The organism is Kribbella sindirgiensis (genome assembly GCF_004331435.1).
Lineage (GTDB): Bacteria > Actinomycetota > Actinomycetes > Propionibacteriales > Kribbellaceae > Kribbella > Kribbella sindirgiensis.
This window is the reverse complement of record NZ_SJKA01000025.1, coordinates 13,564-35,716: the sequence shown is the minus strand read 5'-3', so window position 1 is coordinate 35,716 and position 22,153 is coordinate 13,564. Positions and strand designations below refer to the sequence as shown.

Genomic DNA, 22,153 nt, shown 5'->3' with positions numbered 1-22,153 from the left:
GATCCCGGGACGGCGTTATCTTGACGTCTTGAGCATTCGACTGATTCCGCTGACGGATCCCGACCACAAGCCGTTCAGCCGCCGGATCGCCTGGCTGGCTGCGCAGGCCGACGGTACGCCGGTCGGTTCCGCGTTCCTGCGCCTGAGCAGCCGCAAGTCCCACGCGCACCTGGGCGACCTGGAGATCACCGTGCACCCGGCCGAGCGCGGCCGTGGGATCGGCACGCTCCTGCTCGGCGCCGTCGTCACCGGCGCGCGCGACCACGACGTACGGACGCTGGTCACGGATGTCGACGTCAACTCGGTCGGCGACCACTTCCTCCGGCGTCACGGGTTCACGATCGGCCTGACGCTGATCTACGCGCGGCTCGATCTCTCGACGACGACAACGCCCGACGTACCGGAGGTCCCCGGCTACCGGCTGGTGTCCTGGGAAGGGGCAGCGCCGGACGAACTGGTGCACACCTTCACCGACGCCCGCACGGGGATGAACGACGCGCCGTCGGGCACGATCGACACGGGCGTGGACGTGTGGGACGTCGAACGGACCAGGCACGCCGCACAGCTGATCGAGCAGCGCGGCGAACGGCTCTCGGTCGTCGCGGCGGTCGACGCCACCGGCCGTATCGCCGGCTTCACCGAGGTCGTCGTCGCGGGCGACGGGAAGGGCGACGGCCAGAACTACGGCACCGCCGTCCTCCCCGAGCACCGCGGCCGCGGGCTCGCGCTGTGGATGAAGGCCGCCCAGATCCACGAGATCCGTCGCCGCTTCCCCGATCTCGACGGCCTGCTCACCGACACGGTCGACACCAACACGGCTATGCGGCGCACCAACGACCGCCTCGGGTACCGCCCGCAGTACCAGGTGCACCGGCGGACGCTCGACCTGTAGCGGCTACAGCAGTCCGGCCAGCCGGTACAGCACGAGCGAACCCGCGACCGCGACGTTCAGGCTGGCGCCGGTCCCGATCATCGGGATCTCGACCACGACGTCCAGCTCGTCGACCGCTTCGGGCGGGATACCGGTGCGTTCGTGCCCGAGTACGGCGATCGTCCGGTTCCGGGCCGGCGGCAGATCGGCCAGCCGGATCGCCTCGTCGGCCAACTCGACCCCGATCACCGTGGTGTCCGGCCGGCTCCGCTGATCGACCAGCCAGCGCACCGGATCGTGCCCGGTCCAGTGAACGCAGGTCCGCCGGCGCAGCGTGTTGCCCTTGGCAAGCGCATCGGGCACCCACGGCAGCTTCGGTACGGCGAGACACGCGCCGACCGCGTCACAGGTCCGGAGCAGCGTCCCGAGGTTCACGTCGTACATCGGCCAGAGCGGCGCGATCAGCAGATGGTCCCAGCACGAGTGGGACTTGCGGCGGCGTTGGTGCCTGAGGTCCTTGCGGCTCCGCACCCGGATCCCGCTCATCGAGCAGCGGGATCGATCCTCCCGTCAGGAATTCGCGTCATCATGACACCCAGTCTACTGGCCGAGGATCTTGAGCACCGCCGCGGTCGTGATCGGGTGATATCCGGGGCGGGCCTTGGCGAAGACCTCCGCGGCGAACGCCCGGTCCGTACCGGCCAGCGCCTGGTACACCGGGAGGACCAGCTTCATCCGGCCGACCGTGGTGAGGAACTCGGCCATCTCGGCGTACGCCGCCTCGTAGCTGCTGGCAGCAACGATCTGGTACCAGCGCCGCGCGATCTCACCGTTCGCCGTCCCGGTCAGGCCGAACGCGCGGTCGAGCTGCTGCAGCAGCAGCGGGCTCAGTACGTCGGGAGCCGCGTCGAGGAACCGCAGCCACTCCTGCGTCGTCCACCGCTCCGCTCCGTGCGGCAGCTCGCCCGTCGTCAGCCACAGACCGCGCGCCTCGTCGACGATCTGGAACCGGGCCGACACCGCGCGCCGCGCGAACGCCGGAATCCCCGGCTCGTACAGCCAGGCGGCCAGCTCGGCCTCGGTCACCACGTCCGGGTGCGGCCCGGTCAGGTGCTCCCGCAGGTGCTCCACGAAGTTGTCGGTGTTGATGCTGCGGAACGCGAACGCGTCGAAGTACCCGCGCAGGAACGGGTCGAACACCTCCCGCGTGAACCGCTCCTCCAGCCACGACAGGAACCAAGAGCCCTTCAGCGGGCCGGTCGACGTCGTCCCGTGGTACTCGGACCGGTGGTGCAGGCCCGGCAGCTCGACCGCGAGCTCGGCCGGTGTCAGCGGGTCCAGCTTCACGACGGTCGCGTGCTGCTTGATCGCGGTCTCCATCACCGCGAACTCGGTCCCATAGACGGCCTCGACGATCCGGTTCTCGACGTACGACGTGAAGCCCTCGTTGAGCCAGATGTCGTCCCAGCTGTCCTGCGTGACGAGGTTGCCGGACCAGCTGTGCGCCAGCTCGTGCGCGATCACGCTGACGAGCGACTTGTCGCCGATCACCACGGTCGGGGTCGCGAACGTCATCCGCGGGTTCTCCATACCGCCGTACGGGAACGACGGCGGCAGCACGAGCAGGTCGTAGCGGCCCCAGCGGTACGGGCCGAAGAGCTCCTCGGTGACCCGCATCATCTCCTCGGTGTCGGAGAACTCGGTCGCGGCCCTCCGCACGGTCGCGGGCTCGGCCCACACGCCGGACCGCTCACCGAGCGGCTCGAACACCAGGTCGCCCGCGGCGATCGCCAGCAGGTACGACGGGATCGGCTCCGGCATCACCACGTCGTACGAGCCGGTGCGGCGCGACGTCGTACCGTTGTCGGCGCTCATCAGCACCATCAGCTCCGGCGGCGCCGTCACGTGCGCGGCGTAGCTGAACCGCACACTCGGCGTGTCCTGCACCGGAACCCAGCTGCGCGCGTGGATCGCCTGCGACTGGCTGAACATGAACGGCATCACGCCGCCGGCCGTCATCGCCGGCTCCAGCCACTGCAGACCGGTCGCGGTCGGCGCGGTCCGGTAACTCACCTTGACCCGCGGGTGGCCCGCCGTCCGGATGGTCAGCGCCGAACCCAGCTCGGGGTCCGGAACCGCGAGGCTGTACTCCAGCGGCTCCCAGCCGTCGGCCGTCAGCCCTTCGACACCCAGCACCGTGAGGTCGCGGGTGTCCAGGACCAGCCGGCCGGTCGCACCGGTCCAGGCGAGAGTGTGCGTGGCACTGCCGGCCAGCACCTTCTCGTCGAAGTCGAGCGCGAGGTCGAGCTCGAGGTGGGTGGTCCGAACCACATTCGGCTCGGCGTAGGAGTGGCGATCGTGCGTCAAGGGATGCTCCCCGAGTGAGGCGTCCGGGGAACACTACCTACGTCCCGGTCGGTTCGGACGACCAATCTGAGCCAGCCGCACCACCGTGCCAAAACCCTCGAACGGTGCTGACACGGCAAACTGGTCTCATGACGACCCAGCGGAACCCCGAGCTGGTGCTGAAACGGCGGCCGTTCGGGTCCTGGCTGCTCGGGCCGGCCGACCAGAGCCCGCAACGGCTGCGGATCCGCCTGCACCTGCTGCTCACCGTGTTCTCGGTCGGCACCAACCTGATCGGTGCCTTCGTCACCTTCGTCCTCGCCGCCTTCGTGCTGCCGGGACCGTCGCTGGTCGACCAGCTCCAGCTCATCGACGCGATCGTCATCCCGGCGTACTTCCTCTTCGCCGTGGCGGTTTGCTACCTCTGGAGCACCCGCCTCACGCACCGCGTCACCGCCTGGATCGACCTGGAGCGCCCGGCGACGCGGAAAGAGCAGATCGCGACGCTGCAACTGCCGCTGCGACTGACCCTGATCGAGGTCCTGCTCTGGCTGGGCGCCGCCGTGCTGTTCTCGGTGATGACGCTGATCCTGCAGCCGGAGAACGCGCTGCGCGTCGCGCTCACCGTGATCGACGGGATGATCATCACCTCCACGGTCTCGTACCTGCTGACCGAGTTCACCCTCCGCCCCGTCGCCGCGCGGGCGCTCGTCGACTCCCCGCCGCCCCGGCGCCTGCTCGCGGCCGGGCTGAAGGCGCGCACGGTCTTCTTCTGGGCGGTCGGCTCCGGCGTACCCGTGGCCGGGCTGATGCTGGCCGCCGTGCTCGCGCTGATCGACGGCAACGTCAGCTCCACCCGGCTCTCGGTCGTGATCCTTGCCCTGGGCATCGTGGCGCTCGGCAACGGTTGCCTGCTCACCTGGCTGTCGGCGAAGTCCGTGGTGGCGCCGGTGCGGTCGGTGCGGGACGCGTTGAGTCTGATCGGCGAGGGGCGGCTCGACGTGAGCATCCCGGTCTTCGACGGCACCGAGCTCGGGTCGCTGCAGGCCGGGTTCAACCGGATGGCCGACGGGCTGCGTGAGCGGGAACGCATCCGCGACCTGTTCGGGCGGTACGTCGGGCCGGACGTCGTCCAGGAGGCGCTGACCAGCGACAGCCTCGGCGGCGAGGAGCGGTACGCCGCGGTGCTGTTCGTCGACCTGGTCGGATCGACCGAGCTGGCGGCGCAGCGGCCGCCGGCCGAGGTCGTGCAGCTGCTCAACCGGTTCTTCGCCATCGTGGTGGCCGAGGTCGACCGGCAGGGCGGGTTTGTGAACAAGTTCGCCGGTGACGCGGTGCTGGCGGTCTTCGGGGCGCCGGCCGAGCTGGCGGACCCGGCGGGCAGCGCACTCGCCGCAGGGCGGGAGCTGTCCCGGCGGCTCGCCGCCGAGTTGCCGGAGGCAACCGCCGGGATCGGTGTCACGGCCGGGATCGTGGTGGCCGGTACGGTCGGCGACGTCCGACGGCACGAGTACACCGTGATCGGCGACCCGGTGAACGAGGCCTCACGGCTGAGCGAGCTCGCCAAGACCGCGCCGGGCCGGCTGATCGCCTCGATGACCGCGGTCGACAAGGCGGCGCCGGGCGAGTCCGATCAGTGGCGGCAGAGCGACCTGGTCACTGTGCGAGGGCGGTCGGTGCCGACCCGTCTTGCTGTCCCGCAGTGATGAGCTCGTGGAGCAGCGCCGCGCCGTACAGCATCGCCTTGGTTTGGCGGTCGTGGGCGGCGCGGCGCTCGGCGATCGCGGTGCGCAACGCGTCGGTGCTGCCGGTACGGCGCAGTCCGTCGAGGACCGGCTTGATCTGCTCGAAGTAGTACCGGCCCTGGCGGAGCATGTGGATGATCCGCGCGTCCCGTACCTCCTCCGGGCCGTAACGCCGGTACTTCGTGCCCGGTTCGCGCGACGGAGCGAGCAGGCCTGCGGCCTCCCAAACGCGGAGGGCCGACGTACGGACGCCCAAGCGGTGCGCGAGTTCGCCGACGAGCAGGGACGGTCCCGTGACGGGCTGCTCGTCGACGTACTCCGCGGCCAATGCTCCGAGGGCCTCGCTGGCGGCGTCAGTGGCGAGTCGCTGCTCGTGCAGGGCGGCGTGCGCCGCGTCCACCAGCCGGTAAGCGAGCGCCTCGTCGCCGTTGTGGACGGCGCGCATGATCTCGGTGGCGGTCTCGGCACCGAACCCCGGGTAGAGGGCGCGGTACGTCAGCAACGCCTGCAGATGCTCAGGACCGTACTGGCGATACCCGGTGTCCGACCGCGGCGCCGGCGGCAGGATCCCGGACGCCTCGTAGTTGCGGACGAGCTGAGTCGACACCCCGGCCCGGCGCGCGAGGTCTACCGGCCGCAGTCCCATCCGTCACCGGCCGCCCGAGACGTCGACCGTCGTACCGGTCATGTAGGAGGAACGGTCCGAGGCCAGGAACGCGATCACCTCGGCGACCTCCTCCGGCTTGCCGGGTCGCGCCAGCGGCGGGGTCGCACCGAGGCGGTCCAGGCGGCCGGGCTCGTGGATGTCGGTCTGGATCAGGCCCGGCCGGACGCCGAGGACGCGGACGCCTTCCTTCGCGACCTCGTTGGCCAGACCGGTCGTCAGCGCGTCGACAGCGGCCTTGCTCGCCGCGTAGTCGACGTACTCCCCCGCCGATCCGAGCACTGCCGCGCGCGAGGAGATGTTCACGATGACGCCACCGTCCCCGCCGTACGCCGTCGACATCCGGCGGACCGCGGCGCCCGCGACGAGGAACGCGCTGACCGTGTTGATCCGGAACACCCGGTCGAGCCGCTCCGCGTCGTACTCCGCGACCCGCCCGGCGGGCGAGACGACGCCGGCGTTGTTGATCACCGCACCGATCGGGCCCAGCTCCGCGGCGACCGTCTCGAAGAGCCGCTCGACCTGCTCGGCCTCGGCGACGTCGGCCTGGACGGCGATCGCGCGGGCGCCACGTTCCTCGCAGGCCTTCACGACCCGCGCGGCCTCGTCGGCCTGGGTCCGGTAGTTCACCGCGACGTCCCAGCCGTCCGTCGCGAGCGCGAGCGATGCGGCCGCCCCGATCCCGCGACTCCCACCGGTGACCAGCACAACCCCACGTCCCTCAGTCATGGGTCCACTGTTTCATGTGGACGTCACGCAGGTGGCTTCGCGAACCCGAGCTGGGTCTCCGAGTCGGTGAATCCGAGCGAGCGATAGATCCGGATCGCGAGGTACTCCGGATCCGCGACCATCACCAGAGTCCGCGCACCGCCTTCGGTCAGCCCGTACGTCGACGCGTGATGGACGAGCGTGGTGGCCAGGCCGCGACCGCGATCCTCGGGGGACGTCTGCACGTCCTGGAACCGGGCCAGTCCCTTGCCGTCGAACATCAACCCGAGCGCACTCTGCAGCCGATCTCCGTCGAACGCGCCGAACCACTTCCCGTGACCGGCATCGACCAGCTCACGTTTCGCCGCCAGCCTGCGCCGCGTGAACTCCTCGTACGCGGCGTCGACCGTCATCGTCGCGGTGGCGAGGCTCTGGTGGTACAGCTGCTCCCAGTCGTCGTCACTGCTCAGGAAGCGGTACGTCGAGTCCGTGTTGGGCCGCTGCGGTTGAAGGACGCGATCGGCCGTCATCACGACACTGCCGTCGGCTGTGAGCCCGGCGGCGGTCAGCTCGTTCTCGGCCCCGATCTCGCCGTCCACGGTATCGATGCCGATGGCAACGTGGTCCGCGTCCGGGAACTCGCGCCGGAAGTCGTCGAGCCGGCGCTTCGTGTCCCCGGGCGCGAACGGCGTGCGGTAGAGCAGGAAGTTCCCCCACCAGAAGCCCGGGTTGCCGGGCGTCCGCACGACGACGTACTCCCCCGTGTCGTGCATGGTGCTGCCGCTCAGCGCCAGCAGCAGCAGATCCGTCCGGTAGCCCAGGCTCACGATGTCCACGGCGACATCCTCGCCCAGGGCCGTTCAGGTTGACATGCAGCTAATTGGCTGCCTATGTTGGAAAGGCAGCCAAACGGCTGCATGAATGCGATCGGAGTGCGATGGACGACGAGGTGTTCCGGGCGCTCGCGGATCCGAGCCGGCGCCGGCTGCTCGACCTGCTGAATGCGCGCAACGGGCAGACGCTGCGCGAGCTGTGCGCCGAGCTGGACATGGCGCGGCAGTCCGTCAGCAAGCATCTCGCCGTACTCGAGAGCGCCAACCTCGTCAGCACCGTACGGCGCGGCCGGGAGAAGCTGCACCACCTGAACGCCGAGCCGATCAACGCCATCGCCGATCGCTGGATCCATCAGTACGACCGTCGGCGGGTGCAGTTCTTCGCCGACCTCAAGACGGCTCTGGAGGACGAGATGAACGACTTCGTGTACACGACCTACATCCGGACCACGCCCGAGCGGCTGTGGCAGGCACTGACCGACGCGGCGTTCACCGAGCAGTACTGGCAACTCCACCACGAGACCGACTGGCAGCCCGGTTCCCCGATGGTGTGGCACCAGGGCGACGTCGCGATCTCCGGACCGGGGCAGGTCGTCATCGAGCACACGCCGTACACGCGACTGTCCTACGCCTGGCACCACATCACGCCCGAGTTCGCGAAAGCGGTCGGGTTCGACGAGGAGACGTACGAGAAGACCAGCCGGGAGCCGCTGTCGACGGCGACCTTCGAACTGGAGCCGGTCGACGGCCAGGTGAAGCTGACCGTGATCCACAGCGGCTTCGAGCCGGACAGCACGATCCGCACCATGATCCAGGAGGGCTGGCCGTCGCTGCTCGCCGATCTGAAATCCTTGCTGGAGACCTCAGTCGCCGCCGCGCAGTAGGAGTCCCGCGTGCCCCGTCCGAACATCGTGATCATCTACACCGACGACCTCGGCTGGGGCGACCTCGGCTGCTACGGCAGCCCTCACATCCGGACGCCGCATCTCGACGCGCTGGCCGCGCGCGGCATCCGGATGACCGACTGGTACTCGAACTCCCCCGTCTGCTCGCCGTCGCGGGCCGCACTGCTGACCGGCCGGCACCCGGCGCACGCCGGAGTCGAGTCGATCCTCGGCGCCCGCCGGGACACCCACGGTCTGCCGCCGCAGTCCACGCTCGCCGCGGCGCTGTCGACGGCCGGATGGCGTACGGCGGTGTTCGGCAAGTGGCACCTCGGCGTCGAGCCGGGGTCGGCGCCGCTCCGGTTCGGGTTCGACCACCACTTCGGGTTCCGGGCCGGCTGCGTCGACTACTACTCGCACATCATGTACTGGGGTGTGCGGAATCCGCTGCACGACCTGTGGTCGGACGACGACGAGGTCTGGCACAACGGCGAGTACCTGACCGACCTGATCACCGACCGCGCGGTCGAGTTCGTCACGGAGGTCAGCGATCCGTTCCTCTGCTACGTCGCCTACAACGCGCCGCACTACCCGATGCACGCGCCGGCCGACGCGATGGCGCAGTACGCGGGCCTGCCGTGGGACCAGCAGGTGATGGCCGCGATGGTCAGCCGCGTCGACGACGGCGTCGGGCGGATCGTCGAGGCGCTGGAGCGAACCGGGCGGCTCGACGACACGATCATCTTCTTCTCGTCGGACAACGGGCCGTCGGCGGAGGAACGCAACTGGCTCGGCGGCGAGGAGATCGCGTACGCCGGCGGTTCGACCGGTGGACTGCGCGGGCACAAAGGGTCGGTCTTCGAGGGCGGGATCCGGGTACCCGGCATCTGGTCGTGGCCGGCCGGACTGCCCGCGGGCCGGACGTGTGACGAGCCGTCGATGATGATGGACGTCGCGCCGACGATCCTCGCCGCGGCCGGTCTCGCACCGGACGCGGATCTCGACGGAGAGGACCTGCTGCCGACGCTGGCCCACGGGCGGACCGAGCCGGAGCGGGTGTTGTCGTGGGAGTACGAGGGTCAGCTCGCGGTGCGCCGCGGCCGCTGGAAGCTCGTCGCCGATCCTTCCGAACGACTCGGGGCACCACGAGTGGCAGGCCGGATGTTGTTCGATCTCGCCGCCGATCCGCACGAAACCACCGACCTGGCCGCGCGCGAGCCCGAGGTGCTGGCCGACCTCGGGAAGCAGGTCGAGGCTTGGTCGGAGACGCTCGACGGCTGGCGACGGGCGCGGGTCTAGGGTCGCTTGTGGATCACCAGTGGCAGGACTGCGGCGGCGCCTGCTTCGCGAAGCTTGGCGGCCGCCACGGTGACCGGCCATTGGGATGACGTGGAGTCGACGAGCAGCAGGACGGTGCGTGCCGTGACGGCCTGAGCTGTCAGGTCGTCCACCTCGAGGCCGTCGCGCCAGACCTTCGCCTCCTCGGCCGACGACAGGTCGTCGGTGTAACCGGTCCGATCGACGGTCAACTCCGCGCGCTCCAACCGGCCGACCCCGGCCACGTGATCGGCCACCGCGGACGTGAGCTCCCGATATCCCCCGGCAGCAAGCGGTACGACGACATCCGGCCGCGCCGACCATGAACCACGCCAACGGGACAGCGCCGCGACAGCGCCGGCCTGCAACGCCTCGACCGCATCAGGCGCGGGCGAGCTGCTGAACGCGCCCTGCAACACCTCACGCCACTCGGGCGCGTCGGCGTACACGATGATGCGGCCCGGCTCGGCGGAGAGCGCGGGCGGGATCTTCCCGCGGGCACCGAACGCGCCGCCCGGCCACATCTTCCGGGTCTCCAGGACGTGCACCTCGCCGCGTAGCGATCGGGTGATCGTCGCGACCGTCTCCGGGTCGGGCCGCTCCACCAACGGCTCCGGCAACGCACCCAGGCACACCGAGCAGCGGCGACACGGCTCCGCCGACGGATCGTCCAGCGACTCCTGGAGAAGTTGCATCAGACAACGATCGCCGCGGGTGTACGCGCGCATGATGTCGGCCTCGCGCCGACGGACGGACACGATGCCGTCGTAGTGGGCCGCGTCGAAGGTCCACTCCGCGCCGGTCCGGATCCACCCGCGCTCGACCCGTTCGACGGCGCCGTCCACCGCGAGTTGCTTCAGCATCAGCTCGACCCTGGTCCGGCGCAGTCCGGTCTCGGCCTCCAGCCCCGGCACCGTCGCGGGCTGATCGGGCCCGTAGCCCTCCAGCGCCCGGAGCAAGCGCTGCACGTTCTCGGGCACCGGGATCGTCGCGGTCGCGAAGTAGTCCCACACGCCCGCATCCGCGTCGGACGGCAGCAACGCCACCACCGCGTGGTCGATGCCGCGGCCGGCACGACCGACCTGCTGGTAGTACGAGACGGGCGAGGGCGGCGACCCGACATGCACGACGAACCCGAGGTCAGGTTTGTCGTACCCCATGCCCAGCGCGGACGTCGCGATCAGCGCCTTCAACTGGTTCGCGCGCAGGGCGTCCTCGAGCCGCTCCCGCTCCCCCGCCTCCAGCTGACCTGTGTACGCCGCTACCGGTACGTCTCCCCCGTGGACCTCCTGGACCACCGCGGCCAGGCGCTGCGCGTCGGCCACCGTCAACGCGTACACGATCCCCGATCCGGGCAGCGTCGGCAGCACGTCGACGACCCACGCGAACCGATCCAGCGGCGACAGCGCGTCCACCACCGCGAGCTGCAGACTCGATCGCGCCAGCGGACCACGCAGCACCAGTGTCGATGCACCGAGCTGCTTCGCGACGTCCTCGGTCACACGCGAGTTGGCGGTCGCTGTCGTCGCGAGCACCGGCGTCTTCGGGTTCAACTGCTGCAGCACTTCGGACACCCGGCGGTAGTCCGGGCGGAAGTCGTGACCCCAGTCCGACACGGCGTGCGCTTCGTCGATCACCAGCAGCCCGATCTCCCCGGCCAGACTGTCCAGCACCCGCCGCCCGAAGCCCGGGTTCGCCAGCCGCTCCGGCGACACCAGCAGCACGTCCACCGCACCGGAGCGCAGGTCGTGCTCGATACTCGACCACTCGTCGATGTTGTTCGAATTCAGCGTCGCGGCGCGCAGCCCTGCGCGACTCGCCGCCGCGACCTGGTCACGCATCAACGAGAGCAGCGGTGAGACCACGAGCGTCGGCCCGAAACCCTCGGCGCGCCGGATCGCCGTCGCGGCCCAGTAGACCGCGGACTTCCCCCAGCCGGTCGCCTGCACCACGAGCACCCGCGCCGCCGCCTCGCACAACGCGGCAACCGCGGTCTCCTGATCCGTCCGCAGCCGCGCCTCGTCACCCGCGATCGCCCGGATCAGGTCACCCGCGACCTTCGCCCGGTCGTCGGTCAGCGTCAGCATCGCCTCGGTCTCAGCCATACCGAAGACCCTAGACGCCGCCACCCCCAGTCCGCTCGGTCCGGCCCTGGCCTTGTGGATAACGTCAGGCGCACTTGCCCGGGTGGCAGGGTTCGCCTTCGGTACTCATCAGACGGCGCGGGCCGGGCCCTTGTGCGGCAAGGGCGTCGTACGGATTGGCCAGGGCACAGCGGTCGAGCGAGAGGCAGCCGCAGCCGACGCAGTCCTTGAAGTCGTCGCGGAGCTGTTCGAGGTGCACGATGCGACGGTCCAGTTCGGCCTGCCAGCACTCCGAGATGCGCTCCCAGTCGGCGCGCGTCGGCGTGCGGTTCTCCGGCAGCAGCTTGAGGATCGCGGCCACCTCCGCCAGCGGTACGCCGACCCGCTGGGCGATCCTGATCAACGCGACCCGCCGCAACGTGTCCCGCTTGTAGCGCCGCTGGTTCCCCGACGTACGGCGACTGAGGATCAGCCCCTGCCGCTCGTAGAAGTGCAGAGCCGAGATCGCCACGCCACTGCGCTGCGACAGCTGCCCGACCGTCAACTCACCCGGCTCGATGTCCATCGCTCATCCCTCCAACCTCAACTTATGTCGAGGCTAGCGGACGGAGTCAGGTGGTGACGAGGCGGCGTCCGATGCTCGCGGACATCAAGGCGGCCGCCGCGCAGAGCCCGCCGGCCAGGTACCACGCCAGGTTGTAGCTGCCCTGCGCGTCCCGGATCGCACCGGCACCCGTCGCGGCCAGCGCGGCACCGACCTGGTGCGACGCGAACACCCAGCCGAACACGATCGGCCCGTCCTCACCGAACCACTCGCGGCACAGCGCCACCGTCGGCGGCACGGTCGCCACCCAGTCCAGTCCGTAGAAGATGATGAACACCCAGGTGCTCGGCGCAGCTGTCGGTCCGAGCAGCGACGGCAGGACCAGCAGGGACAGGCCGCGCAGCGAGTAGTAGGCGATCAGCAGGTACCGCGGGTCCCACCGGTCGGTCAGGTACCCGGACAGGATCGTCCCGCCCACATCGAACACACCCACCAGCGCGAGGAGCGACGCGGCAGTCGTGACCGGCATACCGTGGTCGTGCGCCGCCGTCACGAAGTGCGTCCCGATCAGACCGTTCGTCGACGCGCCACAGATCGCGAAACCACCCGCCAGCATCCAGAACGCCGGCCGCCGCGCCGCCATCCGCAGGGCGTTCAGCGCTCGCATGGCACTACTACCGGTCGTCTCAACCCGCTGCCCCGCAGTACTGCCCTCCGGAGCGCCGTACGCACGCAAGCCGACGTCACTCGGGTAGTCCCGTAGGAAGAACAGCACCAGCGGTACGACGGCCAGCGCTGCACCGGCTGCTACGAGAGCAGGCACCCGCCAGCCGTAGTTCGACGCCAGCGACGCGATCAGCGGCAGGAAGATCAGCTGTCCGGTCGCACCGGCCGCTGTGAGGATCCCGGTCACCAGACCGCGGCGGTGGACGAACCAGCGCCCGGTGATCGTCGCCACGAAGGTCATGGACATCGACCCGGTGCCGACGCCGACCAGGAGACCCCAGCAGAGCAGCAGTTGCCAGGACGCGGTCATGAAGACGGTCAGGCCGCTGCCCAGCGCGATCAGTACCAGTGCGCCGCTGACCACCTTGCGCAGCCCGAGCCGGTCCATCAGGGCTGCCGCGAACGGCGAGATCCCGCCGAACAGCAGCAGGTTGATCGACACCGCCGCCGAGATCGTCGCGTGCGACCACCCGAACTCCTCGTGCAGCGGATCGAGCAGCACACTCGGCACCGACCGGAACCCGGCCGCACCGATCAGCGTCACGAACCCGACCACGGCGACCGCCCAGGCAAGATGCACCCGCGGGGCCTTCTTCGTCTCCAGAATCTGCGTCACCGGACCAGAGTGACGGTTCGACCGTCATCGAACTAGTGGCCAGACAGACAACATGTGTCAAGATATGGCCATGCGTCGTCATCTGGCCGCCGTCGGTCCGCACATCGTCGCCGTGCTCGCGCTCGAGCCGGTCGTCGGATTCGACCTGACCATCCCGCCGACCGTCCTCGGCGCCGCCACCAAGGCCGACGGCACCAAGTTGTACGACGTCCGCATCTGCGGCCTCGGCGGACCGGTGCGGGCGGGCGCCGGCTTCAACCTCGTCCCCGATTACGGCCCCGAGGCGCTCGCCGAAGCGGACACGGTGATCGTCCCGGGCACCTACATCCCCCAGCCGCGGTACGACGGCACGCTGCCCGACGATCTCGCCGCCGCGCTCGCCACGATCCGGCCGGGTACGCGCATCGCCTCGATCTGCACCGGCGCGTTCGTCCTCGGCGCCGCCGGCTACCTGGACGGGCGGCCCGCGACGACGCACTGGAGGCGGGCGGAGCTGTTCCGCAGCGTGTATCCGCAGGTCAAGCTCGACGAGGACAAGCTGTTCATCGACGACGGCGACGTACTCACCTCCGCCGGCCTGGCCGCGGGCGTCGACCTCTGTCTGCACCTGATCCGCCGCGACTTCGGCAGCGAGGTCGCCAACCGGGCCGCCCGGCACTGCGTCGTACCGCCGTGGCGCGACGGCGGGCAGTCGCAGTACATCGAGCGCGCCGTACCCGAGGAAGGCAGTGAAGGTACGTCGCCGACGCGGGCCTGGGTGCTCGAACGGCTCGCTGACGACATCAGCCTCGCGGCGATGGCGGAGCACGCGCGGATGAGCGTGCGCACGTTCAGCCGACGCTTCAAGGCCGAGACCGGCCAGTCCCCCGGCACGTGGCTGCTGCAGCAGCGCGTACGCCACGCGTGCCAGTTGCTCGAGACCACCGACCTGTCCGTCGACCGAGTCGCTGACGAGGCCGGCCTCGGTACGGCGGCCTCCCTGCGCCACCACCTACGATCCGAGCTGGGCGTCTCCCCACTCGCCTACCGCAAGACCTTCCGGGCAGGCTAGGTCAGAACCACCAGGTCATGCGGCTGGTTGTTCATCGACTCGACGCCGTCCGAGGTCACCACAACGATGTCTTCGATGCGCGCACCCCACCGACCGGCCTGGTAGATGCCCGGCTCGATGCTGAACGCCATCCCTTCCTCCAGTCGCAGGTCGTTGCCCGCGACGATGTACGGCTCCTCGTGGACGTCCAGCCCGATTCCGTGGCCGGTGCGGTGGATGAAGTAGTCACCGAAGCCCGCTGCCGTGATGACGTCCCGCGCGGCGGCGTCGATCGACTCCGCGGTCGCCCCGGGCCGGACGGCATCCACCGCGGCCTGCTGAGCCTCTTGCAGTACGGCGTACGTCGCGGCGATGTCGGCGTCCCGCGGGTTGCCGACGGCGTACGTGCGGGTCGAGTCGGAGTTGTAGCCCTCGGCCACCGGACCGCCGATGTCGACGACCACGACGTCGCCTGTCTCGATCACCCGGTCGGACAGGGCGTGGTGCGGGCTCGCGCCGTTCGGGCCGCTGCCGACGATCACGAAGTCCGCTTCGGTGTGGCCTTCCTCGACCAGCGCGGCCGCGATGTCGGCACCGACCTCCGCCTCGGTCCGGCCGGGTCGCAGCCACTCGCCGACGCGGGCATGCACGCGGTCGATCGCCGCGCCCGCCTTCCGCAGCGCGGCGATCTCCGCCGCGTCCTTCCGCATCCGCAACTCACGGACGATCGGCCCGGCCAGCACCTGCTCCGCCTTCGGCAGCGCGTCCCGGATCCCGAAAACGTGCAGCGCCGGCGTGAAGTCGCTGACCGCGACGCGCTCGGCACCACCCAACCGCTCCGCTGCGAGGGCGTACGGGTCGACCCCGTCCACCCACGTGAGGACCTCGACCCCGAGCTCCTCGAGCCCGTCGAAACCTGGCGCTTCGAGCTTCGGCACGACGAGCGCCGGGGCGCCGTCGGCCGGGATCACCAGAGCCGTCAGGCGCTCGAACGAGCCACCCGGCTGACCGATCAGATAGCGCAGGTCCGAGCCGGGCGCGATCACCAGGCCGGTACCGGCCGCGGCCTCGCGGGCGCGGTCCAGGCGGGCGCGCAGGACGGCGGCATCATGGACGGGAGGGAGTGCTGAGCGACGGGCCATGCCCAGACTCTAAAACTGTCGGAACGTCTTGCTACAACTGGGTTTCGCTCCAACCCTGCTCGGCGAAAGGCATTTCATGGCACTGCACTTCGTGTCCCACGGCGACGGCGTACCCGTTCTGGCACTGCACGGCTGGACACCGGACCACCGGCTGATGACCGGCTGTCTCGAACCGGTCTTCAGCCAGCTGCCCGGCTACCGCCGCCTCTACCCCGATCTGCCCGGGATGGGTCAGAGCCCGGCCGGCGACATCGACAGCTCCGACGGCATCATGGCGGCGCTGCGAGCGTTCATCGACGAGCAGATCGGCGACGAGCCGTTCCTGCTGATCGGCGAGTCGTACGGCGGATACCTCGCCCGCGGGCTGGTGGCGGAGCGGCCGTCGCAGATCCGCGGTCTCGCCATGATCTGCCCGACCGGCCAGCTCTGGCACAAGGACCGCAAGCTGCCCGAGCACGTCGTACTGCGGACCGAGCCCGGCGTGCTCGAATCGCTCGAAGAGGGTGAGGACTTCACCGATCTCGCCGTCGTCCAGACATCGGCCGCGCTGGCGGCGTACCGCTCGGATGTCGCGCCCGGTCTCGCCGTCGCCGACACGGCCGCGATGGATCGGATCCAGAAGAACTGGGCGCTCACGACGGCCCCGGAGAGCGGCCCGCCGTACGACGGACCGTCCCTCATCATGTGCGGACGGCAGGACGCCGTGACCGGGTACGAGGACCTGTACGAACTGCTCCCCCACTACCCGCGCGCCACCTACGCCGTCCTCGACATCGCCGGCCACAACCTCCAACTCGAACAACCCGCGCTCTTCGGCGCCTTGGTGGCCGAATGGCTCCAGCGCGTTCAGCTCGTCTGAGCCGTCGGCATGATCGTGACCTGCTGAAAGTTGACCCGGGGCGGCTGCGTGGCGATGAAGCCGATCGCCTGTGCGACATCGTCCGGGGTCAGCCACTCCATCGTCTGCCTGGCGCCGTCCAGCCACTGCCGCGCGCCTTCATCGGTCACGTGGCCCTGCAGCTCCGTGCCGACGATGCCCGGTTCGAGAGCCGACACCCGGACGTTCTTCGGGCCGAGCTCGGCGCGCAGATGCCGGGACAGGTGGGTGACGTACGCCTTGGTGCCCGAGTAGACGGCGAAGTTCGGGAAGATGTTCTGCGCCGCGATCGACGACGTGTTGATCAGATCCGCCACGCCACGCTCGGCAGCGGCTGTGACCAGCTGCGGCGTGAAAGAGCCGATGACGTTCATCAGGCCGCCGATGTTGAGGTCGATCTGCTGCTGCCACTGCCCGGTCGCGCGCTCCTCCACGGGTGCGGGGAGCATGACGCCCGCGTTGTTGAACAGCAGGTCGGCACCACCCAGCTCGGCGTCGACCCGATCGGCCGCCGCCTGCACCGCTGCTGCGTCGGTGACGTCGACGGCCAGCGCAAGAGCGCGGCCACCGTCCTTCTCGATCCGGGCGACGAGCTCGCGGAGGCGATCCGCGCGCCGGGCCAGCACCACGACGGTCGCGCCGAGTCCGGCCAGGTGCTCGGCCGTGCTCTCGCCGATGCCGCTCGATGCGCCGGTGATCACCGCGACCCGGCCCGCGAGGGGCTTACTGTGAACAGACATGTGATGAGTACCTTTCGAGATGTCGCGTCCGGCGAACGCCGTCCGCTGATCCAGGACACCAGTCAGGAAAGGCGTTCGGAGCGCTCGAGCAGGCCTTGTCCAGGCAGGCATCGGCAAGGCTGGTACCAGCAGGGCCACCTAGCCGCACCTGACGAACACGGGTGTGCGATCACACTGGGGACATGGAACGCAGTACGGAGATCGCCGACTTCCTGCGGTCGCGGCGAGCCGCGATCGCACCCGACCGGTCCGGCCTGCCCGCGGACGGACGCCGGCGGCGCGTCCCTGGTCTGCGGCGCGACGAGGTCGCGCGGTTGGCGGGCGTCAGCACGGAGTACTACACCCGGCTGGAGCAGGGGCGCGCTGGGAATCCGTCCACCGAGGTCCTCGACGCTCTCGCTCGCGCGCTCCAGCTCGACGCGGTCGAGCGCGAACACCTCACCGACCTCCTGCAGCGCCGGCCCCCGGTACGTCGTACGCCGGCGGCACCCCAGCGCGTCCGGCCGGGTCTCCACCTGATGCTCCAGACGCTCGAGCACGTACCCGCGTTCATCCTCGGCCGGCGTACCGATGTGCTCGCGACCAACCGGCTCGCGCGTGCGGTGCTGACGGACTTCGACGCGATGCCGGCGACGCGCCGCAACCTCGCGCGGTACTACCTGCTCGATCCCGAGGCCCGTGAGCGCGTCGGCGACTGGGAGCGGATCGCCGCCGAAACCGTCGCGATGCTTCGTCTCGAAGCCGGCCGGTACCCGAACGACCGTCAGCTCGCCGACCTCGTCGGTGAGCTCACACTCAAATGCCCCGAGTTCACCGGCTGGTGGAACGACCACCAGGTCCTGCGCCGGACGCATGGCTCGAAGATCTACCACCACCCGGTCGCAGGCGATCTCGACTTCGCGTACGAGTCGTTCCAGGCACCGGGTGACGTCGAGCAGACCCTGTGCGTCTACCAAGTGGAACCGGGTTCACCGACGGCCGACAGTCTGCGCCTGCTGTCCAGCTGGATCGCTCCGCAATCGACGACCGGCTGAATCACACCTGCCGCGGACGGCTACCAGCGGGTAATGTCGGGCGCATGGTGACTCGGAAGCGTCCTCTGGGGTGGTCGTTGCTCGTCGCGTTGACCAACGGGCGGGCCGGAGTCTCCGACGAGCGGCTGGCGGCGGCGGTTCGGGGCAAGGTGGTTCTGGTGACCGGGTCGTCGTACGGGATCGGTGAGGCGACCGCGCGTCGGCTGGCCGCTGCTGGGGCGACGGTGCTGCTCGTGGCGCGGACGGCGGACCAGCTGCAGCTCGTGGCGGACGACATCCGGTCGCGGGGCGGGACGGCGTACGTGTATCCGGCGAACCTGGCGGATCCGGCGGCGATCGAGGAACTCGTGCGGACGGTGCTGGCCGAGCACGAGCGGGTCGACGTGCTCGTGAACAACGCCGGCAAGTCGATCCGGCGATCGATCGCGGACACGTACCAGCGGTTCCACGACATCGAGCGGACCAACGCGGTGAACTACCTCGGGCCGGCCAAGCTCGTGCTCGAACTGCTGCCGTCGATGCGCGAGCGCGGGTCCGGTCACATCGTGAACGTGTCGACGGCCGGCGTCCGTACGCCGCCGATGGCCCGCTGGTCGGCGTACCTGGCGTCGAAGAGCGCGTTCGACGTGTGGCTGCGCTGCGTAGCGCAGGAGGTCCGCGGCGACGGCGTGACGACCTCGACGATCTACATGGGTCTGGTGCACACGCGCATGAGTGAGCCGACGCCGCTGCTCAACAAGATGCCAGGGCTCACGCCGGAGCAGGCGGCGGACCAGGTGTGTACGGCGGTGGCGGAGCGGCCGCACAACATCACGCCGCCGTTCGTTCGGCCGGCCGATGCCCTCGGCAACCTGTTGCGGGTGCCGACGGATCGGATGCTCGAGCAGTACTTCCGGCGTACGGGAGGCGGGAAGAAGCGATGATGACGATCCGGCCGATCCGCCCGATCGGGCCGCTGCGACCGCCGGAGTGGCTGGTGCGGAGCGCAGCCGAGGTCGGCGAGCTGTCGATCGCGCTGGTCAGGTCCGGGGTGTGGAAGTCGGCCGGGCCGGCGCAGCTCGTGCGGATCGAGCGGGCACTGCGCACCTGGGGTCAGTCGATGGCGGCGCTCGGGGTGATCGCCGCGATCCGGTATCCGGAGCGGGCGGCCGTCATCACGGGCGACGACGAGATCACGTTCGCGGAGCTGGATCGGCGGTGCGAGCGGATCGCGGCCGGGATGCACGCGGACTACGGAATCGTTGCCGGGAGCAAGGTCGCGGTGCTGTGCCGGAACCATCGCGGCTTCCTGGAGGCAACCCTCGCGGCGTCCCGGGTCGGCGCCGACGTCCTGTTCGTGAACACCGAGTTCGCGCCACCACAACTCGCAGCGGTCCTCGAACGCAACCGCCCGGACCTCCTCATCCACGACCCAGAATTCACCCCACCCCCAGGTATCCAGGCAATCCTGTCCACCCCCGATGAATCGGTTGGTGAAGTTCGTAGTTTGGATGGTCTGGCTGGGAGTGTGGCGTCGGCGGCGCCAGTGCCCGGGGCCGCTGGGCACATCACGATCTTGACCTCGGGGACTACCGGGACGCCCAAGGCGGCGCCTCGGGTGCCGACCGCGGCGGGGTTGGCGGGGCTGACAGGGAGTGCGCTGAGCCGTTTCGGGTTGCGGGCGGGTGAGCCGATGGTGGTGTGTCCGCCGCTGTTCCACGGGCTCGGGCTCCTCACCTCGATGCTGGCGTTGTTCCTCGGCTCACCGCTCGTCCTGCGACCGCGGTTCGACCCGACCACCTTGCTCGCCGACGTCGAAGCAACCCGAGCGGGCGCGATCGTCGCCGTACCGGTGATGCTGCGCCGGCTGCTCGACCTCGGTCCTTCGGAGATCGCGGAGTACGACCTGCGCTCGCTGCGAGCCGTCATCTCGGGCGCGTCCCAGCTCGGTGCGCCGCTGGCCGAGCGGTTCATCGAGCGCTTCGGACCGGTGCTGTGCGACGCGTACGGATCGAGCGAGGTCGGCATCGCCACGATCGCGACCTCCGCCGACCTGCTCGCCGCACCCGGGACGGTCGGGCGGCCGTGTCTCGGCAGCACCATCCGGATCCTCGACGACCACGACCGCCTGGCGCCGACCGGCACGACCGGGCGGATCTTCGCGGGCGGCGGGCTGGTGTTCGGCGGGTACTCCGACGGTTCGAGCAAGACCGTCGTCGACGGCCGGATGAGCACCGGCGACCTCGGCCATCTCGACGCCGCCGGGCGCCTGTTCGTCGACGGGCGCGAGGACGACATGATCGTGTCCGGCGGCGAGAACGTGTACCCGGTCGAGGTCGAGCAGTGCCTCGCCGCACACCCCGCGGTTGCCGAGGCGGTCGTCGCCGGTGTCCCCGACGACGAGTTCGGCCAGCGGCTCATCGCGTACGTCGTACTCCACTCGCCGGCCACCGAGGACGAGCTGCTGACGCACGTGAAGGCGAATCTCGCGCGGTACAAGACACCGCGCCAGATCGTCGTACTGGACGAGTTCCCGCGCAACGCGACCGGCAAGGTCCTGCGCGGCAAGCTCAGCCCACCGTAGACCACAGCGGGTCGTCGTCGGCGAGCCCGCAGACGAGCCGCATGACTCCGCCCAGCTGACCGACGCAGCATGCCGTGCCCAATAGCCCCCACAGGATCGATGCGAGCAGCAGCATCGCCTCCTGGGTGAGGGAGTACCCGATCATGCTCAGCCCGAAGATCCCGATCAGGCCGGACAGCGTCGCCGTCAGGACGCGCACGAACACGACAGGCTTGAACAGCACGGCCCGCGGCGCGAGCCACCCGGCGAACCCCCGGCTGGGGACGGCGACAGCTCTGAGCCCAAGCCACCAACGGAGTGCCCGCGCCAGCCGACGCCCAGATCGGTGGAGCCGCCACAGCACGACCCCACAGCCCGCCAGCGTCGCCACCGCGACCACGAGGATGCCGACGACCACGACCACGGGACCCTCGTCGTCGGAGCCGTCGAGGACAAGCAGCATCCCGAGCGTCCCAGCAGTCCCCGCCGCGAAGAACGCGACGACGAAGGCGCCGAGCCCGAGCCACCACCGAGACCAGCGCATCAGGTCATCGCTCAACAACTGCGAGGCCCACACAGCGTCGCTGGACTGTCCGGTCTCCGACTCCGCCCCCGCAACCCACTCCGCGGACTTGTCCAGCATCCACACCGTCACTTGAGCTCAGCCCGCCGTGAACAGGTCATGGAACCGCGTGATCCGGTCCAGCGCGGTCTGCTCGTCACCGAACGACACCGCCAGCGTCTCGGCTCCTGCGTCGACGAGTTCACGCGCTGCCGCGACGACCGGCTCGGGATCGCCGGCGGACCAGTCGAGTCGTGTCCCGACCTTGATCGGCCGGTCACCGAAGGACCTCAGCCGCGCGACCGCCGCCGCGAACCCGGCACCATCGAGACCGAGCCCCTGCCACTCGTCGCCGTACCGCGCAGCGCGGCGCAACGCAGGTACCGTCGTGCCACCGATCATGAGCGGGAGCGGCGCCCGGAGTTTCGGCTCGAACACCCCGCCGCGATCCCGGCCCTCGAACAGATCACGGATGATCGCGAGCGACTCGTCCGTACGGCGTCCGCGCTCCTCGAACACGGCCTCGACCGCGGCGAACTCGGCCTTCGCCCACCCCGCGCCGATCCCCAGGACGACGCGCTCGCCGGACAGACGGTGCAGCGTCGCCGCCTGCTTCGCGACCACATACGGGCTGCGCATCGGGAGGACGAGCACCGAGGTGCCGAACCGGATGCGGCTTGTGCGCGCCGCCAGGTACCCGATCGTGACAAGAGGTTCGTACACACCGCCGTACGTCGAGCCGAACTCGCCCGGCGGCAGGAGGTGGTCGGGCAACCAGGCCGTGCCGTACCCCAGGTCCTCGGCGGCGATCGCCAGCTCGACCAGTCGCTCGGGCGGCATCGTCGCCGACTCGTCCGGGAGAACCACCTGCAGCTCGACCATGCGCCC

General features: G+C 70.0%; 21 protein-coding genes. 9 read left to right on the top strand and 12 right to left on the bottom strand.

Annotated elements, in window-relative coordinates; translation table 11 throughout:
- Nucleotides 1-28 precede the first annotated feature (28 nt).
- Entirely contained in the window at nt 29-892 is an 864-nt protein-coding gene (locus E0H50_RS39025; protein WP_131296188.1) for a GNAT family N-acetyltransferase, read from the top strand.
- Between the two features lie 3 nt (nt 893-895).
- On the opposite strand, the gene E0H50_RS39020 is transcribed toward E0H50_RS39025, so the two are convergent.
- Nucleotides 896-1,417 (bottom strand): TrmH family RNA methyltransferase, encoded by a 522-nt coding sequence (locus tag E0H50_RS39020; RefSeq protein WP_131296187.1) that lies wholly within the window; start codon nt 1,415-1,417, stop codon nt 896-898.
- 54 nt (nt 1,418-1,471) lie between these two features.
- A complete protein-coding gene (locus E0H50_RS39015; protein ID WP_131296186.1) occupies nt 1,472-3,238 on the bottom strand; it encodes a M1 family metallopeptidase in 1,767 nt (588 codons plus the stop codon).
- A 128-nt stretch (nt 3,239-3,366) separates the two neighbouring features.
- Here E0H50_RS39015 and E0H50_RS39010 point away from each other — a divergent pair, with 128 nt between their 5' ends.
- Nucleotides 3,367-4,923: an adenylate/guanylate cyclase domain-containing protein gene (locus E0H50_RS39010; protein ID WP_131296185.1), complete on the top strand. Its 1,557-nt coding sequence runs from the start codon at nt 3,367-3,369 to the stop codon at nt 4,921-4,923.
- On the opposite strand, the gene E0H50_RS39005 is transcribed toward E0H50_RS39010, so the two are convergent.
- The 3 genes from E0H50_RS39005 to E0H50_RS38995 are packed head-to-tail and all read right to left on the bottom strand — an operon-like array spanning nt 4,874 to nt 7,170.
- Nucleotides 4,874-5,608 (bottom strand): TioE family transcriptional regulator, encoded by a 735-nt coding sequence (locus E0H50_RS39005; protein ID WP_131296184.1) that lies wholly within the window; start codon nt 5,606-5,608, stop codon nt 4,874-4,876. The two genes, E0H50_RS39010 and E0H50_RS39005, sit on opposite strands and share 50 nt — an antisense overlap.
- A gap of 3 nt (nt 5,609-5,611) precedes the next feature.
- Nucleotides 5,612-6,355 (bottom strand): SDR family oxidoreductase, encoded by a 744-nt coding sequence (locus tag E0H50_RS39000; protein ID WP_131296183.1) that lies wholly within the window; start codon nt 6,353-6,355, stop codon nt 5,612-5,614.
- A gap of 23 nt (nt 6,356-6,378) precedes the next feature.
- A complete protein-coding gene (locus tag E0H50_RS38995) occupies nt 6,379-7,170 on the bottom strand; it encodes a GNAT family N-acetyltransferase (protein ID WP_131296182.1) in 792 nt (263 codons plus the stop codon).
- Nucleotides 7,171-7,271: 101 nt separating this feature from the next.
- Here E0H50_RS38995 and E0H50_RS38990 point away from each other — a divergent pair, with 101 nt between their 5' ends.
- A complete protein-coding gene (locus E0H50_RS38990) occupies nt 7,272-8,051 on the top strand; it encodes an ArsR/SmtB family transcription factor (protein ID WP_131296181.1) in 780 nt (259 codons plus the stop codon).
- Nucleotides 8,052-8,060: 9 nt separating this feature from the next.
- A complete protein-coding gene (locus E0H50_RS38985; RefSeq protein WP_131296180.1) occupies nt 8,061-9,350 on the top strand; it encodes a sulfatase family protein in 1,290 nt (429 codons plus the stop codon).
- On the opposite strand, the gene E0H50_RS38980 is transcribed toward E0H50_RS38985, so the two are convergent.
- The 3 genes from E0H50_RS38980 to E0H50_RS38970 all read right to left on the bottom strand — a co-directional run bounded on the left by E0H50_RS38980 (nt 9,347) and on the right by E0H50_RS38970 (nt 13,338).
- Nucleotides 9,347-11,473, bottom strand: a complete 2,127-nt coding sequence (locus tag E0H50_RS38980; RefSeq protein WP_131296179.1) for a RecQ family ATP-dependent DNA helicase — start codon at nt 11,471-11,473, stop codon at nt 9,347-9,349. The two genes, E0H50_RS38985 and E0H50_RS38980, sit on opposite strands and share 4 nt — an antisense overlap.
- Before the next feature lie 64 nt (nt 11,474-11,537).
- Nucleotides 11,538-12,017, bottom strand: coding sequence for a redox-sensitive transcriptional activator SoxR (gene soxR, locus E0H50_RS38975; RefSeq protein ID WP_131296178.1), 480 nt, complete (start codon nt 12,015-12,017; stop codon nt 11,538-11,540).
- Between the two features lie 46 nt (nt 12,018-12,063).
- Complete coding sequence (locus E0H50_RS38970) at nt 12,064-13,338, bottom strand: MFS transporter (protein ID WP_238151647.1); 1,275 nt, start codon at nt 13,336-13,338, stop codon at nt 12,064-12,066.
- 70 nt (nt 13,339-13,408) lie between these two features.
- Between E0H50_RS38970 and E0H50_RS38965 the strand changes: the two genes are divergently transcribed.
- Entirely contained in the window at nt 13,409-14,389 is a 981-nt protein-coding gene (locus E0H50_RS38965) for a GlxA family transcriptional regulator (RefSeq protein WP_131296177.1), read from the top strand.
- On the opposite strand, the gene E0H50_RS38960 is transcribed toward E0H50_RS38965, so the two are convergent.
- Nucleotides 14,386-15,510, bottom strand: coding sequence for a M24 family metallopeptidase (locus E0H50_RS38960; RefSeq protein WP_131296176.1), 1,125 nt, complete (start codon nt 15,508-15,510; stop codon nt 14,386-14,388). The genes E0H50_RS38965 and E0H50_RS38960 overlap by 4 nt on opposite strands.
- A gap of 76 nt (nt 15,511-15,586) precedes the next feature.
- On the opposite strand from E0H50_RS38960, the gene E0H50_RS38955 reads away from it, so the two are divergent.
- A complete protein-coding gene (locus E0H50_RS38955) occupies nt 15,587-16,369 on the top strand; it encodes an alpha/beta fold hydrolase (RefSeq protein WP_131296175.1) in 783 nt (260 codons plus the stop codon).
- On the opposite strand, the gene E0H50_RS38950 is transcribed toward E0H50_RS38955, so the two are convergent.
- Nucleotides 16,357-17,127: an SDR family oxidoreductase gene (locus E0H50_RS38950; RefSeq protein ID WP_131296174.1), complete on the bottom strand. Its 771-nt coding sequence runs from the start codon at nt 17,125-17,127 to the stop codon at nt 16,357-16,359. The two genes, E0H50_RS38955 and E0H50_RS38950, sit on opposite strands and share 13 nt — an antisense overlap.
- A 182-nt stretch (nt 17,128-17,309) precedes the next feature.
- Here E0H50_RS38950 and E0H50_RS38945 point away from each other — a divergent pair, with 182 nt between their 5' ends.
- The 3 genes from E0H50_RS38945 to E0H50_RS38935 are packed head-to-tail and all read left to right on the top strand — an operon-like array spanning nt 17,310 to nt 20,724.
- The gene (locus E0H50_RS38945; protein WP_131296173.1) at nt 17,310-18,161 is read left to right on the top strand and encodes a helix-turn-helix transcriptional regulator; all 852 of its coding nucleotides are present in this window, start codon (nt 17,310-17,312) and stop codon (nt 18,159-18,161) included.
- Between the two features lie 44 nt (nt 18,162-18,205).
- Nucleotides 18,206-19,084 carry an SDR family NAD(P)-dependent oxidoreductase gene (locus E0H50_RS38940; RefSeq protein ID WP_131296172.1) on the top strand — a complete coding sequence of 293 codons (879 nt, stop codon included), beginning with the start codon at nt 18,206-18,208 and terminating at the stop codon, nt 19,082-19,084.
- Nucleotides 19,084-20,724, top strand: a complete 1,641-nt coding sequence (locus tag E0H50_RS38935; RefSeq protein WP_238151646.1) for an AMP-binding protein — start codon at nt 19,084-19,086, stop codon at nt 20,722-20,724. Before E0H50_RS38940 ends, E0H50_RS38935 begins: the two co-directional genes overlap by 1 nt.
- Here the strand turns inward: E0H50_RS38935 and E0H50_RS38930 are convergent.
- Nucleotides 20,711-21,358, bottom strand: coding sequence for a hypothetical protein (locus tag E0H50_RS38930; protein ID WP_131296171.1), 648 nt, complete (start codon nt 21,356-21,358; stop codon nt 20,711-20,713). The genes E0H50_RS38935 and E0H50_RS38930 overlap by 14 nt on opposite strands.
- A gap of 6 nt (nt 21,359-21,364) precedes the next feature.
- The gene (locus E0H50_RS38925; RefSeq protein WP_131296170.1) at nt 21,365-22,147 is read right to left on the bottom strand and encodes an LLM class flavin-dependent oxidoreductase; all 783 of its coding nucleotides are present in this window, start codon (nt 22,145-22,147) and stop codon (nt 21,365-21,367) included.
- Nucleotides 22,148-22,153 lie beyond the last annotated feature (6 nt).